Source organism: Sphingomonas aurea, from assembly GCF_030678875.1.
Lineage (GTDB): Bacteria > Pseudomonadota > Alphaproteobacteria > Sphingomonadales > Sphingomonadaceae > Sphingomonas > Sphingomonas aurea.
This window is the reverse complement of record NZ_JAUUDS010000004.1, coordinates 199,121-212,476: the sequence shown is the minus strand read 5'-3', so window position 1 is coordinate 212,476 and position 13,356 is coordinate 199,121. Positions and strand designations below refer to the sequence as shown.

Sequence of the window (13,356 nt, the reverse complement as noted above, 5' to 3'; positions counted from 1 at the left end):
GTGCCGAGGGCACCATGGGTCATAGGGGGGGATAGACGATGATCGCGTTGAAGAGGGTTCTTGAGGCGACCTGCTGTGTCGCGGCACTGATGGCCGTGCCGGCCCAGGCGCAAACCGACTCCGCGGCGGCGCAGGATGCACCGGTATCGATCGGCGATCCGGTCGCCTCCGCGAAGCTCGATGCCGATGCCAATATCGATCGCACGTCGGATGTCGCGCGGCCCGACGAGATCATCGTCACCGGCACGCGCATCGTCCGGCCCAACAACACATCGGCGGCGCCGATCTCCACCACGACCGCCAACGACCTTGCCATCCAGGGTGCCGTCACGATCGAGGACGCGCTCAACCGCCTGCCGCAGGTGCAGGCCAATGCGGAGCAGAACTACGCCGATTCGGATACCGGTCGCCAGCGCATCAAGCTGCGCAGCCTGGGTTACGAGCGGACGCTGATGCTGGTCGACGGCCTGCGCATGGGCCTGGCGAACGGCGCCGATGTCGGCATCATCCCGACCGCGCTCGTCGATCGCATCGACGTACTGAGCGGCGGCGCCTCGTCGGTGTACGGATCCGACGCGATCTCGGGCGTGGTCAATTACATCCTGAAGAAGAATTTCGACGGGGTGAACCTGAAGGCCAGCTACGTCCTCTTCAACCACGACAACCGCAGCAACGCGGTCACCGACGCGGCCGGCCAGGCGTTCTTCCCCGCTGCCAGGGGCATGACCAACGACGGGGGGCGGGTGAACGTCAACCTCGCGCTGGGCAAGAACCTGCTCGACGGGCGGATCAACATCACCGGTTTCGCCAATTACAGCCACTCGAACATTGTGCCGCTAGCGGCGCGATCCTATGCGGCGTGCGAGGTCACCCAGGCGTCGATCGACGGGCCACTCGGCTGTTCGCGGGCGACGTTCACACCCAATGGTACGATCATACCGCGCTCGGGCAGCAGCAACGGCCTGCAGCTGGTCAACAACCCCGACGGCTCGCGTACCTTCGTGCGGATCAATTCCGGGCCGAACACCGCTGCCAATCCCTATGACGGGTTCAGCTTCCAGCGTGAGTTCGAGCGCATCAATACCGGCGGTTTCCTGACCGCGAAGCTCAGCGATGACATCGAATTCTATTCGACGGCGCTCTTCTATCGCGACAAGTCGCGCAATCCCCAGCTGAACCGGACGCTGAGCTTCGGTTCCTACGGCTCGACGCCCTATCAGGTGAATTGCGACAATCCCTTCCTGTCGGCGTCGCAGGCGCAGACGCTGTGCGGCAGCCTGGCCGGAACGATGGCGGACGTCCCGCTGGACGTCCGCTACCGCTTCGATGGCCAGCCGCCTGCCGATCAGAAGATCCTCAACCGCGGTTTCCGCGTCACCGCCGGCCTTCGCGGACGCGTGCTCGACAATGTCTGGAGCTACGACCTGGTCGGCATGTATGCGCGCAACAAGACGACGTTCACCGGCCAGCCAATCCCCGATTTCGACCGGGTGCAGCGCTCCCTGCGCGTGCGCAACGTCAACGGCGTGCCGACCTGCATCGACCGTACCGACGCCGATTGCGTGCCGTTCGATGCGTTCAAGGCGTATAACAACGACACCGCGCTCAACCAGTATCTGTTCTACAATGCCTTCGGTTCGTCCACCGGCGAGCCGAGCCTGTGGCAGGGGCTGGCGACGCTGTCGGCCGATCTGGGCCGCTACGGGGTAACCTCGCCGCTCGCCAAGCAGGGCGTGGCGATCGCATTCGGTGGCGAGTTCCGGGCGGAAAAGCTGGGCAACACATCGGACGAGATCGCGCGCGCCAACGGTGCCAGCGAGGATGTGACCTTCACGCAGAATGTGTGGGAGGTGAATGCCGAGGCCCAGGCTCCCCTGATCGAGGACCAGCGCTGGACGCAACTGCTCCAGGTCAATGGCGGCTATCGCCGGTCGCGCTACAACCGCCTGCGGGGATCGTTCGACACCTGGAAGGTCGAAGGGCTGTGGGCGCCGATCGAGGACATCACCTTCCGCGGGGCCTATAACAAGGCGCAGCGTGCGCCGGGTGTCGTCGAGGCGGATCAGGCGAGCCGCGTCTTCTACCAGACGGTCGGCGGGCTGAACGATCCCTGCAGCGCGCAGCCCAATCAGCAGAACCCGAATTCGACCCTGCCCCCGACCGCCACCATCGAGCAGTGCCGCCGGACCGGGCTGCCCGACAACCTCTACGGCAGCGCGGCGCTGCGCTGCCCCGACGAGGGCTGCACCATCCGCAGCGGCGGCTTCGGGCTGACGCCCGAGACGGCCTATACCACCACCTTCGGCGTCGTGCTGCGGCCCCGCTTCCTGCGCGGGCTCGTCGTGTCGGCCGACCGGTTCCTCATCAACCTGAACGACTCGATTAACTTCTTCCAGTCGACCGACTTCATCAACGGCTGCCTGAGCACCGGCATCCAATATTATTGCCGCGGTATCGTGCGCAATCCGGGTACCTTCACCCTGTCGAGCCCGATCACCGACAATGCCACGCCGACCACCGGCTATATCGCGCAGGGCACCAGCAACGGCTACAAGTCGCAGTCGCACGGCTGGGATTTCCAAGCGCAGTATAATTTCGGTCTGGGCGGAGCGGGGGCGCTGAACCTGTCCTTCAACGGCTCGCTGGTGACGCGCGTCGGCTCGCAGGACTCGCCCGACGTGCCGCCGCGCAACTGCGTCGGCTATTACGGGCCGGGTTGCGGAGAGAGCCTGCCCAAGTGGAAGCACGGCTTCCTCACCAGCTGGGTTTCGCCCGACAGGGTCGCCAGCGTCTCGGTGAACTGGCGCCACATCAGTCCGATGACAATCTCCTACAACGCCGATCCCGATACGGGCATCCCGGTGACGGCCGCCGATCGCCGGACGACCTATACCGGGGTGAAGGCGTATGATTACATCGACCTGTCGACCAGCTTCGATATCGCCGAGCGGTTCACCTTCCGCCTGTCGGTGAACAACGTGTTCGATCGCGATCCGCCGCTGGTTCCGAACTCGCGCAGCGTGCTGGGCCTGCTGCGCAGCAACACGATGTTCAACTACGACCTGCTCGGCCGCCAGCTCGTCGCGGGAATCAACGCGCGGTTCTGATCGCCCGGATCGGCGAACGGGTTCGGCCGCAGGGCTGGACCCGCTTGCCGGTTTCGGGGCATCCATGGCCCGGCAGGGCATGAAGGAGGCGGTAGAGGATGCCATCCCGCAGGCAGGCGATGGGCACGATGCTGGCGGCCGGAGGCATGGCCGTCGCACCGCGCCGCGTGGGCGCCGCTCCGGTCGACGCCGCGACGATGGTGTCCACCTGGGACTTCGGCGCTGCGGCCAATGCAGCGGGCATTGCCCGGTTGCGCGCGGGCGGATCGCTGCTCGATGCGGTCGAGGCGGCGGGGAAGGTCGCCGAGGCCGACCCGGCCAACCACTCGGTCGGTTATTCGGGCTATCCCGATCGCGACGGTCGGGTGACGCTGGACGCGGTCATCATGGACGATGCCGGAAACAGCGGCGCGGTCGCGGCGCTGGAGGACACGACCCACGCGATCTCCGTCGCGCGCGCGGTGATGGAGCATACTCCGCACGTCATGCTGGTCGGCGAGGGTGCCACCCGCTTCGCGCGAGACCGGGGCTTCCTGGCCACGCGCCTGCTGACCCCCGAAAGCGAGGCGGCGTGGCGGGAATGGCTGAAGACCGCCGCCTACCACCCACAGGCGAACATCGAGAATCAGGGCCTGCCCGGTCGCCCCGGCGATGCACGCAACCACGACACGATCGGCATCCTCGCGCGGGACGAGCGGGGACGGATGGCAGGCGGGTGCACGACATCGGGCATGGCATTCAAGATGCACGGCCGCGTCGGTGATTCGCCGATCGTCGGCGCGGGGCTCTATGTCGAGCGCGCGGTCGGCGGCGCGACCGCGACGGGCGTAGGCGAAGAAGTCGTCCGCATCGCCGGCGCCGCGCGCGTGGTGGCGGGGATGCGCGCCGGGCTGGCCCCGATGGCCGCGTGCGAGGAAGCGGTGCGCCACATCGCCAATCTGCGCGGCGACGCCATTCGCGGGGTGCAGGTCGGCTTTCTGGCGCTGGACCACCGGGGGCGGGTAGGCGCCTTTTGCCTGCTGCCGGGCTTCACCTACGCGGTGTCCGACGCGAACGGATCGACCCGCGTCCTGAAGGCGTCGTCGCTGTTCGGCGCCTGAGCGGTTGCTGCCTCGGCGCCCGATCGATCGCGGCGTGATTCGAGTTCGACGGCGAAGTGGACGCTTTTGAGGTGTCCGCCAGCCCGCGAGAGCGCACGCCTGCGTCCCAGGTGGCGGCGAGCGTCGCTTCTGCCTGCTCGTCGGTCGCGAACTGGAACTCGTTGCCGATCGCGACCCCGCCCAGGCCGAAATCGTGCGGAAGGCGATAGCGGCCGCGGATTATGCGACATCCCTTATGAGCGGGATCGGGGCAGGAACCCTCAACATGCGGGTCGGGTGCATCCCCGGTCATGCGCCACCCGTACCTTCGACCGCGTCCTTTCAGGGCGCGCCTGCGTCCCGGCGGCCCCACTCGCTCGCCGACCGGGACGCAGAATGGAGGGATTGGCGATGCACACATGGTTTCCCATTGCGACCGCGCCGGAACATGTACTGGTCCGCACGCGGCTGCGCGGCGAGCGGGGACCGCCGCGGGAGGCGCTGCTGATCCGGCGCGGGCAGCTGTGGTTCACCCCAGGCGTGCGGCCGACCTTCGTTCACCGGATACCGACCGAATGGCGGCCGCAGCACGCGCTGCCGGCACAGGAATAGCGGCGCCCTTGCGTTGGGGGCTGCGGCGCCCCACATTCGTGCCGCTACAGTCGCACATCGACGGTCTTCGGCGCTTTGCGGCACCTTCTTCCTTCTTTCCCTGCCTCCCACGCATCGCTGGGTCCGGCAGTCGGGCCCGGCCCGAACAGAAGGATGATTTCATGAGCAATGGCCAGATCACCGGCACGGTAAAATTCTTCAATGCCGACAAGGGCTATGGCTTCATCGCCCCCGACAATGGCGGCACCGACGCCTTTGTCCATATCTCGGCGGTCGAGCGTGCCGGCATGGTGACGCTGAACCAGAACCAGCGCGTCGGCTACGAGCTGGAAGAGGATCGCCGGGGCAAGATGGCCGCGGTAAACCTGCAGCCCGCCGACTGAGTGCGGCATCGCGGCGGTCCGGGTCCGGGCCGCCGCTTTCTTTCTATCTTCGCAGGAGTCGACCATGTCCGAAGCCACGCTGTTCCGCGCCCGTGCCGAAGCCGAACGCGCCAATGCGGAGGCCGCCGTGCTCGACAATGTCCGCGAGCGGGCCGAGCGTGCCGCCAATGCCTGGTCGGTGATGGCCGACCGGGCCGAGCAGACCCTGGCCGCGCGCGAGCGTCGCGAGGCTGCGCGGACCGACGCCTGATATTCCCGACGGGAACGCGCGCGACGCCGCACCGTTGACAGGGGGACTCATCAACAGAGGACTCCCATGGCTACCAAGCAGAAACCCGCGCGCCGCAGCCGTTCGGCGAAGCCCGCCGCCAAGCCCGCGCGATCGAAGACGTTCGGCGTCAACCTGCTGACCGCGGGCGCGGCGGCGATCGGACTGGGCGCGACGGCGGTTGCGATCCTGTTCGCGCGGCGCGGCGCGCGCGCCAACCCGGCCGAGCACGCAGCCCCCGACCTGGCGCTGGACCAGCCCCGCCCCGGGGCGCAGGACCGTGCGCCCGATGCCTTCCGCCCCGATCCGACCGCGCCTGTGCCGGCATCGTTGCGCGAGTCGCTGCGCCCCGCGACCGGTCCCGCGCCGAGCCTTGCCGCCGATCGTGGCACGACCATCCAGTAGAGGAACAGCAATCCCATGACCACGCGCACCGCATCTGCCCGCTACGATGGCCTGGGCAAGGACGGCAAAGGCCATGTCAGCACCCAGTCGGGCGTGCTCAACGACAATGCCTATGGGTTCGGCACCCGGTTCGGGGACGAGCCCGGCACCAATCCCGAGGAGCTGGTCGCCGCGGCGCATGCCAGCTGTTTCACCATGGCGCTGTCCTTTGCGCTCGCCGCCGCCGGGCACAGCGACGGCACGCTGGAAACCAAGGCGGCGGTGAAGCTGGACAAGGACGGCGACGGCTTCAAGGTTTCGCGATCCGACCTGACGCTGGTTGCCAGCATAGCCGGCATCGACGCCGCCGAATTCGATCGCATCGCGCAGGAGGCGAAGGCCAACTGCCCGATCTCGAAACTGCTGACCGCCGAGATCACGCTCGACGCGAAGTTGACCTGAAGCAACTTCACCGGGGCTTCGCGCATTGGGGCAGCATCAACGGAACAGGAGAGGCTTCAACCATGCGCATCGCTCCCTTGACCCTGGCGGCCGTCGCCGCAGCGACGCTGACGGCCGGTTGCGCCGGTGGCAACTACGGCCCCGATCCGCGCTACCGCAGCTATTCGTCGTACGATTACAACCGGGTCGACCCGGCCTATGGCGGCTATTACGCCGACCGCTATTATGTCGACGACCGCCGCTATCGCGAGCGGCGCCTGTCGTCGCGCGACCGGATCTATCGCGGGCAGAACGGCAATTATTACTGCCGCCGATCGGACGGCACGACCGGTCTGCTCGTCGGTGGCGTTGCCGGCGGTGTGCTGGGCAACATCATCGCGCCGGGTGGGTCAGAGGTGCTGGGCACGCTGCTCGGTGCGGCTGGCGGCGCGCTGGCGGGTCGGGCCGTCGACCGCAACAACGTCCGCTGCCGCTGACGGGGTCGGCCCTGCGTTGCGACGCAGGGCCGCGCCTGTTCAGGTCAGCGAGGATTTGCGGGGGATCGTCTCACCCTCGTCGACATCGTCTGCGTCCTGACCGCGGTCGAGCGTGTCGCTGGGGCGTCGCGCGTCGCCGTCGCGCTGATGTTCGGTCGAGATGTTGGGATCGTCGGTCTCGGTCGTCGGCTTGATCGGGTCCATCTTGGCTCTCCTTCTCCACCGCCAACCCGCCGATCCTGCTGCCCGTTCCCTCCGTTCCTGAACGATGGCGGCGGCGCTGATACGATCGGCGACACATTTCCCCAGTTCACGGGACAGGGCGGTTACAGCTTTTTCCTATTTCAGCATCAGGCCGGATCGACGGCCGCGTAACAGGAGTGAAGACCATGAAAGCCATCCCTCTCGCCGCAGCCCTGCTGGGCCTGACCGCCGCCGCGATGCCGGCAACCGTCAGTGCGCAGCGCGGTTGGCAGCCGATCGCACAGCGTCAGGGCAATCTGGACGCGCGGATCGACCAGGGCATCCGCTCCGGCCGGCTGACCCGCCCGGAAGCGCGACGCCTGACCACCGAGATGCGCCAGCTGAGCCGGCTGGAGTCGCGCTACCGCGCCGGTGGACTGAACCAGTGGGAGCGTCGCGATCTCGACCGCCGCTACGACGCGCTGAGCGCGCGGGTGCGGTTCGACAAGCATGACCGGCAGGATCGCCGATATCGCTGAGTAAAGGGGCGGGGGTGCCAGGTGCATCCCCGCCCTTTTTCGCGTTAAGGCCGCTTCAGGCTCGGCCGATCGAGATCGAGCGCGGCGGCGGGGATCACCTCCAGCGCCGGGTAGCGGGCGCGCAGCGGCTCGACGAACTGCTTCGCATCGCCAACCACGACGATGCTGGCGGGTGTAGGATCGAGCAGGGCAGCCGCCACGCTCTGTACCTCGGCGGCCGCAATCGCCTCGATGCGGGTGGGATATTGCCCGACCTCGGTCAGCGGCACGCCCTCTGCCAGATGGTCGGCCAGCAGCGAGGCGAGGCCGTCATTGGTTTCCACCACCCGGCCGAAGCCGCCGACCAGCACCGCCTTGCGCGTGTCCAGCTCGGCGACCGGGACGGCGGCAGCGCCCATGCGCGTCATCTCCGTGACGATCAGCGCGATCGCCTCGTCGGCGGTGGCGTTCTTGGTCTGGGTACGCGCGGCGATGCTGCCGGGCAGGCGGCGCGCGAGGACGCTCGACGAGGCGCCGTAAGCCAGCCCACGCTTGATCCGGATCTCCTGGTTCAATCGCGACGAGAAACCCCCGCCCAGCACGGTGTTGCCCAGCATCAGCGGATAGTAGCGCGGATCAGCCCGGGCGACGCCGGGGCGAACCACGACGACGCCGGCTTGCGCGGCATCGGGCATGTCGACGACGATCACGCGCGGCGTGCCGAACGGGGCGGCGGCCACCGCGGCGCGGCCGGGCGTCGCCTTCCAGTCGCCCAGCGTGGTCGCCGCCAGCGCGCGCGCGGCGGCGGGCGTAATATCGCCGACCAGCACCAGCGCGGCGCGATCGGGCGACCAGCTGCCCGCATAGGCCGCCGCGATATCGGCGCGGGTGATCGCCTTCAGCGAGGTCGGCGTACCCTCCATGGGCGCGGCATAGGGGCCGGCGCCGAACACCGCCCGGCCGGCGACCAGTCCGGCGAGCTGCGGCGGATCGGTCAGGCTGACGGTGGCAGCGTCGATCGCCTGGGCACGCGCGCGTTCGATCTCCTCCGCGGCAAAGGCCGGACGCATCGCGATATCGGCGAGGATCGGCATCGCCGCGCGGAGTTGGCCAGAGGTGACGGCGATGCTGATCTGCGCGGCGTCGCGGTCGGCGGCGCTGCCGATGCTGCCGCCCAGCGCCTCGATCGCGCGGACGATGTCGGTGGCCGAGCGGGTCGCGGTGCCCTTGGTCAGCAGCGTCGCGGCCAGGCTGGCGGTGCCGGCGCGGCCCGCCGGATCGGCCGAACCGCCGCCGCTCGCGATCAGCTCCGCGGTGACGAGCGGCAGGTCGTGACGCTCGACGGTCACGACGCGGAGGCCGTTGGGCAATTGTTGCTCGGTGATCGCGGGCGCGGTGGGCGCGATCGCCGGTCCGGGCGGCGGTGGAGGGACGCGGTCGGCGGCGCTTGCGGGCTGGACCAGCGCGACGTCGCGCGGGGCGACCAGCGGGGCGGTGACGACGGTCGCCGCCACGTCGACCGTATCGCCCTTGGCGCCGGGCTTTGCCGGCAGGTAGCGGAGCGCAGCGGACTGCGCGTCGGTCAGGTAGCGGCGGGCGACGCGCTGAACGTCTGCGGCGGTGACCCGCTGGATCGCCGCGAGATGACGCTCGCTGGTGCGCGGATCGCCGGTCAGGATCACGTCGTTGGCCAAGAGCGAGGCCTTGCCTTCCGCCGTCTCGCGTTCGCGCAGCGCTGCGGTGACCAGCTCGTTCTTTGCCTCGGCCAGTTCCGCCGGGGTGACCGGCGCATCGCGCAGCCGGGCGACCTCGCGACGCAGCGCCGCCTCGCCCGCCTCCGCCGACTTGCCGCCGGCCATGATCGCGTAGACGGCGTAGATGCCGGTCGCTGCGCGCAGGTCGAGCGAGGTTTCCGCGCTCTGCGCCAGCTGGTCGCGATAGACCAGGCTCTCGTACAGCCGTGAATGCTCGCCGGTCGCGAGGATCGCGTCGAGCACGGCGAGCGCCGGCACGTCGTCGCTCTTCATCGGCGGCGCCTGCCAGCTGAGCAGCACTGCCGGCAGCGGCGTGTTGGCGGCGTAGACGGTGCGGTGGACCGGCGCGGTGCGCGGCGGCTCGGTGATTGTCACGCGGGGGATCGCACCGGCGGGGCGCTTTATCCGGGCAAAATAGCGGTCGACCCAGGCGTTCAGCTGCGCGGGGTCGAAGTTGCCGGCGACGACCAGCACCGCATTGTCGGGGCGGTACCAGGTCGCGTGAAAGGCGCGGACATCGTCGATCGTCGCCGCATCCAGATTGGCGACATCGCCGATCACGCCGCGGGCATAGGGATCGCGGGTGTAGCTGAGCGCCGGCAGCAGCGTCTGGAACAGGCTGCCATAGGGGCGGGCCAGACCCTGGCGATACTCCTCCTTCACCACGTCGCGTTCGGAGGCGAAGCTGGCCGGCTCGACCACCAGCGACGCCATTCGGTCGGCCTCAGCGAACAGCAGTCGTTGCAGATGGTTGGCGGGGACGACCTCGTAATAATTGGTATAGTCGCTGTTGGTGGAGGCGTTGTTGTAGCCGCCGACATCTTCGGTCAGCCGGTCCATCTGTTCGGGCACCAGGTTGCGGGTCGCCTTGAACATCAGATGTTCGAACAGGTGCGCGAAGCCTGAGCGGGCGCGCGGATCGTCGCGCCCGCCGACGCCGTACCAGACCTGCACCGACACGTTGGGCGTCGTGGTGTCGCGGATCGCGTACACGCGCAGCCCGTTGGCGAGCGTCCGCTCGGTGAAGCCGATCGGCGCGACGGCGGCCTGCTGCTGCACCTGCGCCGCGACCGGCAGCGCGGTGCCGGCGAGCAGCGCGGCGGCGAGGATCGCGTGCCTCACTTGCCCTCGCGCTTGCGGCTGCCGTAGAGGACGGCGGCGGCGACCGCGGCGGAGCCGATGCCGACGCCCAGTCCGATCTTGCCGAGCGGCCAGCGCTTCGCCTGCTCCGCGGTCGCGGCGGCGGCGGCCTCGGCCTTCTCCTTCACCTCGCGCGCGGCGGCGAGGATCTCGTTGGGAGCGTCGTCGTCGGTCCTGGGCGTGGTCGCGTCGGTCACTTCGTCTCTCCTGTGTCGCCGCGCGTGTAGCGCGTGCGGAAATCGCTAGCATAGGCCGCCAGCCGCCCTTCGGCGATCGCGGCGCGCAGATCGGCCATCAACGCCTGATAGAAGCGAATGTTGTGCTCGGTCATCAGCATCGCGCCCAATATCTCGCCGGCGCGGACCAGATGGTGGAGATAGGCACGGCTCCACGTCGCGCAGACCGGGCAGCCGCAGGCGGGGTCGAGCGGCCCCTGATCCTCGGCGAAGCGGGCGTTGCGCAGGTTGATCGGCCCGGCGCGGGTGAACGCCTGCCCGGTGCGGCCCGACCGTGTCGGCAGGACGCAGTCGAACATATCGATGCCCCGCTCGACCGCGCCGACGATGTCGGTCGGCTTGCCGACGCCCATCAGATAGCGCGGCTTGTCGACAGGCAGCTGCTGCGGCGCATAGTCGAGGCAGGCGAACATCGCCTCCTGCCCCTCGCCGACCGCCAGGCCGCCGACCGCGTAACCGTCGAACCCGATATCGACCAGCGCATCCGCCGACGCCTTGCGCAGCCCCTCATCCAGCGCGCCCTGCTGGATGCCGAAGATCGCGTTGCGGGCGGCATGGTCCGCGCCCGCATCGAACGCATCACGGCTGCGCCGCGCCCAGCGCATCGAGCGCTCCATCGCCGCCGCCTGCACCTCCCGCGTCGAGGTGGTCGGCACCAGCTCGTCGAACGCCATGGTGATGTTGCTGCCGAGCAGCCGCTGAATCTCGATCGAGCGCTCGGGGCTCAGCAGATGGCGGGTGCCATCGAGGTGCGACTTGAACGCCACCCCCTCTTCGGAGCGCTTGGTCAACTCCGACAGGCTCATCACCTGATAGCCGCCCGAGTCGGTCAGGATTGGCCGGTCCCAGCCCATGAAGCCGTGCAGCCCCCCCAGCCGCGCGACCCGCTCGGCACCCGGCCTCAGCATCAGGTGATAGGTGTTGCCCAGGATGATGTCGGCGCCGGCCGCGGCGACGTCGCCGGGCTTCATGGCCTTGACGGTCGCGGCGGTGCCGACCGGCATGAAGGCGGGGGTGCGGATCGTGCCGCGCTCCATCGCGATGCTGCCGGTGCGGGCGCGCCCGTCGGTCGCGGCGATGGTGAAGGCGAAGCGGGGAGGCGTCATCGCCGGTCCTTCTTGCGCTTTTCGCCGAACGGCGGGCGCGGCGGCGTCGGGCCGTTGGCGTCGGCCGGGGCGGTGCGGATTGTCAGCGTCTCCGCGCGGTCGATCGCGCCGTCGCGGTTGCGATCGAAGCGGCTGAACAGCTTGGCGAAATGCGCCTGCAACTCGTCGAGGGTGATCCGGTTGTCGCCGTCGCGATCGACGTCGAACGGGCTGGGCAGCGCGTTGCGGTCGCCCAGCCACTTCTGTGCCCAGTCGGCGAACTGGAAATAGCCGATCGATCCCTTCTTCGCGGTGTCGATCGCGTCGTACGAGCGGCGGACGCACTCGATCATCTCGCTGCGCATCGTCTCGCCGTCGCCGTCCGCGTCGCAGGCGGCGATCATCATCGCCACCGGTTCGACCACCATCGTCGCCGGCGTCTGCGCGAACGGCTTGGGCGGCGCGGTGACGAGGATGTCGGTGCCGGCCGGCGGTGTCGCGGCCTGGAGGAGCAGGGCGAGCAGGATCATCGCCGGTGCCAATAGAGGAGGGAGTTGGTATCGCGGATGAACGAAGGTGCGGGCATCGGGCTCGGCCGGGAAGGGAGGGAGCCGATGTCCCTATCGTCCGGTCGGCCCCCTTCGCAAAGCAAATCGACGGCGGTCGGCAGTGGCCGCTACTGTGACACCGGAACAGCCGCGCGGGCAGGGCTGGCGATCCTGCACCGGCGCTCGCCCCGTGACGTCCTTGTGCAGGCGCATGGGGATGGGTTACCCCGCTGCAAGGCGAAGCGCAGCGGGAAGGAGCCGGCCGGACGTGCAGCGGCGAGCAGTGAAATCGGCGATGCGCACCTTCGAAGTGCTGGAACTGTTCGCCGAGCGTCGGCGACCGATGGCGCTGCACGAGATCTATACCGAGCTTGGCTATCCGCAATCGAGTACGACCAACTTGCTGAAAAGCATGGTTCTTCTTGGCTATCTCAACTATAATCGGATCAAGCGGACCTACCTGCCGACCATGCGGCTGAACCTGCTCGGTAACTGGGTGGCGGGGTATATGCAGCAGGAGGGCGGCTTTCGCGAACTGGTCGAGGAGATGCAGCGCCGTACCGACGAGACGGTCGGCATCGCCACGCAGAATGACTTGTTCGTCCAGTATCTGTTCCTGACCGCGCCGGGCCATCAGTTCAAGAACGTGCCGCCCGACGGCACCATGCGGCTGCTGGTCGATTCGAGTGCCGGGCGGGCGATGATGGCGCGGATGAATGACCGCGCGATCGACAAATTGTGCCGCTACACCAACCATTACGAGATGTCCGACAGCCGGGTGAACTATGCCGAGGTGATGAAGGACATCTCGTGGATACGGCACGTCGGCTACTGCTATTTCCCCAACTGGCCGACGCCCGACGTGTCGTCGATCTCGATCGCGCTCGACGCCGACCTGCACGGGATCCCGCTGTCGATCGGCGTGGGCGGACTTGCGGAGCGCATCTCGCGTGAGAAGGCCGACATCCTAGCGACGATGCGCGAGCTGATCGCCGCGTTCAACGCCCGCCGCGCCGCCGTGCGCGACGCCGCGGCCGACCAGCCCGACGCCCCCGGCGATGCGGAAGACAACTGACCGGCGTGATCCTCGTATGTGATATTCGGCGCTCCCCAATGGTTTT

At 68.5% G+C, this 13,356-nt stretch carries 15 protein-coding genes; 10 read left to right on the top strand and 5 right to left on the bottom strand.

The window, feature by feature from the left end:
* The first annotated feature begins 38 nt into the window (after nucleotides 1–38).
* The 8 genes from Q5H91_RS10480 (at nucleotide 39) to Q5H91_RS10445 (ending at nucleotide 6,771) form a co-directional block, all read left to right on the top strand.
* Nucleotides 39–3,107, top strand: coding sequence for a TonB-dependent receptor domain-containing protein (locus Q5H91_RS10480; RefSeq protein WP_305173348.1), 3,069 nt, complete (start codon nucleotides 39–41; stop codon nucleotides 3,105–3,107).
* Nucleotides 3,108–3,205: 98 nt separating this feature from the next.
* On the top strand, nucleotides 3,206–4,207 hold the full coding sequence (locus Q5H91_RS10475) for a glycosylasparaginase (protein ID WP_305173347.1): 1,002 nt from the start codon (nucleotides 3,206–3,208) through the stop codon (nucleotides 4,205–4,207).
* Nucleotides 4,208–4,597: 390 nt separating this feature from the next.
* Nucleotides 4,598–4,798 carry a hypothetical protein gene (locus Q5H91_RS10470; protein ID WP_305173346.1) on the top strand — a complete coding sequence of 67 codons (201 nt, stop codon included), beginning with the start codon at nucleotides 4,598–4,600 and terminating at the stop codon, nucleotides 4,796–4,798.
* Nucleotides 4,799–4,959: 161 nt separating this feature from the next.
* Complete coding sequence (locus Q5H91_RS10465; protein ID WP_305173345.1) at nucleotides 4,960–5,181, top strand: cold-shock protein; 222 nt, start codon at nucleotides 4,960–4,962, stop codon at nucleotides 5,179–5,181.
* Between the two features lie 64 nt (nucleotides 5,182–5,245).
* Nucleotides 5,246–5,431: a hypothetical protein gene (locus tag Q5H91_RS10460; RefSeq protein ID WP_305173344.1), complete on the top strand. Its 186-nt coding sequence runs from the start codon at nucleotides 5,246–5,248 to the stop codon at nucleotides 5,429–5,431.
* A gap of 66 nt (nucleotides 5,432–5,497) precedes the next feature.
* Complete coding sequence (locus tag Q5H91_RS10455) at nucleotides 5,498–5,854, top strand: hypothetical protein (RefSeq protein WP_305173343.1); 357 nt, start codon at nucleotides 5,498–5,500, stop codon at nucleotides 5,852–5,854.
* 15 nt (nucleotides 5,855–5,869) lie between these two features.
* On the top strand, nucleotides 5,870–6,295 hold the full coding sequence (locus Q5H91_RS10450; protein ID WP_305173342.1) for an OsmC family protein: 426 nt from the start codon (nucleotides 5,870–5,872) through the stop codon (nucleotides 6,293–6,295).
* Nucleotides 6,296–6,357: 62 nt separating this feature from the next.
* Nucleotides 6,358–6,771 carry a glycine zipper 2TM domain-containing protein gene (locus Q5H91_RS10445; RefSeq protein WP_305173341.1) on the top strand — a complete coding sequence of 138 codons (414 nt, stop codon included), beginning with the start codon at nucleotides 6,358–6,360 and terminating at the stop codon, nucleotides 6,769–6,771.
* A 39-nt stretch (nucleotides 6,772–6,810) separates the two neighbouring features.
* Here Q5H91_RS10445 and Q5H91_RS10440 read toward each other — a convergent pair whose 3' ends face one another.
* Entirely contained in the window at nucleotides 6,811–6,975 is a 165-nt protein-coding gene (locus Q5H91_RS10440; RefSeq protein WP_305173340.1) for a hypothetical protein, read from the bottom strand.
* A 185-nt stretch (nucleotides 6,976–7,160) separates the two neighbouring features.
* Here Q5H91_RS10440 and Q5H91_RS10435 point away from each other — a divergent pair, with 185 nt between their 5' ends.
* Complete coding sequence (locus Q5H91_RS10435; RefSeq protein ID WP_305173339.1) at nucleotides 7,161–7,493, top strand: hypothetical protein; 333 nt, start codon at nucleotides 7,161–7,163, stop codon at nucleotides 7,491–7,493.
* Between the two features lie 44 nt (nucleotides 7,494–7,537).
* On the opposite strand, the gene Q5H91_RS10430 is transcribed toward Q5H91_RS10435, so the two are convergent.
* From Q5H91_RS10430 to Q5H91_RS10415, 4 genes are read right to left on the bottom strand one after another with little or no spacing between them, the layout of a single operon-like run.
* A complete protein-coding gene (locus Q5H91_RS10430) occupies nucleotides 7,538–10,348 on the bottom strand; it encodes a M16 family metallopeptidase (protein ID WP_305173338.1) in 2,811 nt (936 codons plus the stop codon).
* Entirely contained in the window at nucleotides 10,345–10,563 is a 219-nt protein-coding gene (locus tag Q5H91_RS10425) for a hypothetical protein (protein WP_305173337.1), read from the bottom strand. Before Q5H91_RS10425 ends, Q5H91_RS10430 begins: the two co-directional genes overlap by 4 nt.
* Nucleotides 10,560–11,708 (bottom strand): tRNA guanosine(34) transglycosylase Tgt, encoded by a 1,149-nt coding sequence (gene tgt, locus Q5H91_RS10420; RefSeq protein ID WP_305173336.1) that lies wholly within the window; start codon nucleotides 11,706–11,708, stop codon nucleotides 10,560–10,562. The genes Q5H91_RS10425 and tgt overlap by 4 nt, the downstream gene beginning before the upstream one ends.
* Nucleotides 11,705–12,217, bottom strand: coding sequence for an EF-hand domain-containing protein (locus Q5H91_RS10415; protein WP_305173335.1), 513 nt, complete (start codon nucleotides 12,215–12,217; stop codon nucleotides 11,705–11,707). The genes tgt and Q5H91_RS10415 overlap by 4 nt, the downstream gene beginning before the upstream one ends.
* Before the next feature lie 313 nt (nucleotides 12,218–12,530).
* On the opposite strand from Q5H91_RS10415, the gene Q5H91_RS10410 reads away from it, so the two are divergent.
* Nucleotides 12,531–13,310: an IclR family transcriptional regulator gene (locus Q5H91_RS10410; protein ID WP_305173334.1), complete on the top strand. Its 780-nt coding sequence runs from the start codon at nucleotides 12,531–12,533 to the stop codon at nucleotides 13,308–13,310.
* Nucleotides 13,311–13,356 lie beyond the last annotated feature (46 nt).

What these genes read in the sequence shown, in the direction of transcription:
- Q5H91_RS10470 (WP_305173346.1), top strand. Translation starts at nt 4,598, where the DNA reads ATGCACACATGGTTTCCCATTGCGACCGCGCCGGAACATGTACTGGTC.
- Q5H91_RS10415 (WP_305173335.1), bottom strand. Translation starts at nt 12,217, where the DNA reads ATGATCCTGCTCGCCCTGCTCCTCCAGGCCGCGACACCGCCGGCCGGC.
- Q5H91_RS10475 (WP_305173347.1), top strand. Translation starts at nt 3,206, where the DNA reads ATGCCATCCCGCAGGCAGGCGATGGGCACGATGCTGGCGGCCGGAGGC.
- Q5H91_RS10455 (WP_305173343.1), top strand. Translation starts at nt 5,498, where the DNA reads ATGGCTACCAAGCAGAAACCCGCGCGCCGCAGCCGTTCGGCGAAGCCC.
- Q5H91_RS10435 (WP_305173339.1), top strand. Translation starts at nt 7,161, where the DNA reads ATGAAAGCCATCCCTCTCGCCGCAGCCCTGCTGGGCCTGACCGCCGCC.
- Q5H91_RS10480 (WP_305173348.1), top strand. Translation starts at nt 39, where the DNA reads ATGATCGCGTTGAAGAGGGTTCTTGAGGCGACCTGCTGTGTCGCGGCA.
- Q5H91_RS10460 (WP_305173344.1), top strand. Translation starts at nt 5,246, where the DNA reads ATGTCCGAAGCCACGCTGTTCCGCGCCCGTGCCGAAGCCGAACGCGCC.
- Q5H91_RS10410 (WP_305173334.1), top strand. Translation starts at nt 12,531, where the DNA reads ATGCGCACCTTCGAAGTGCTGGAACTGTTCGCCGAGCGTCGGCGACCG.
- Q5H91_RS10440 (WP_305173340.1), bottom strand. Translation starts at nt 6,975, where the DNA reads ATGGACCCGATCAAGCCGACGACCGAGACCGACGATCCCAACATCTCG.
- Q5H91_RS10450 (WP_305173342.1), top strand. Translation starts at nt 5,870, where the DNA reads ATGACCACGCGCACCGCATCTGCCCGCTACGATGGCCTGGGCAAGGAC.
- tgt (WP_305173336.1), bottom strand. Translation starts at nt 11,708, where the DNA reads ATGACGCCTCCCCGCTTCGCCTTCACCATCGCCGCGACCGACGGGCGC.
- Q5H91_RS10465 (WP_305173345.1), top strand. Translation starts at nt 4,960, where the DNA reads ATGAGCAATGGCCAGATCACCGGCACGGTAAAATTCTTCAATGCCGAC.
- Q5H91_RS10445 (WP_305173341.1), top strand. Translation starts at nt 6,358, where the DNA reads ATGCGCATCGCTCCCTTGACCCTGGCGGCCGTCGCCGCAGCGACGCTG.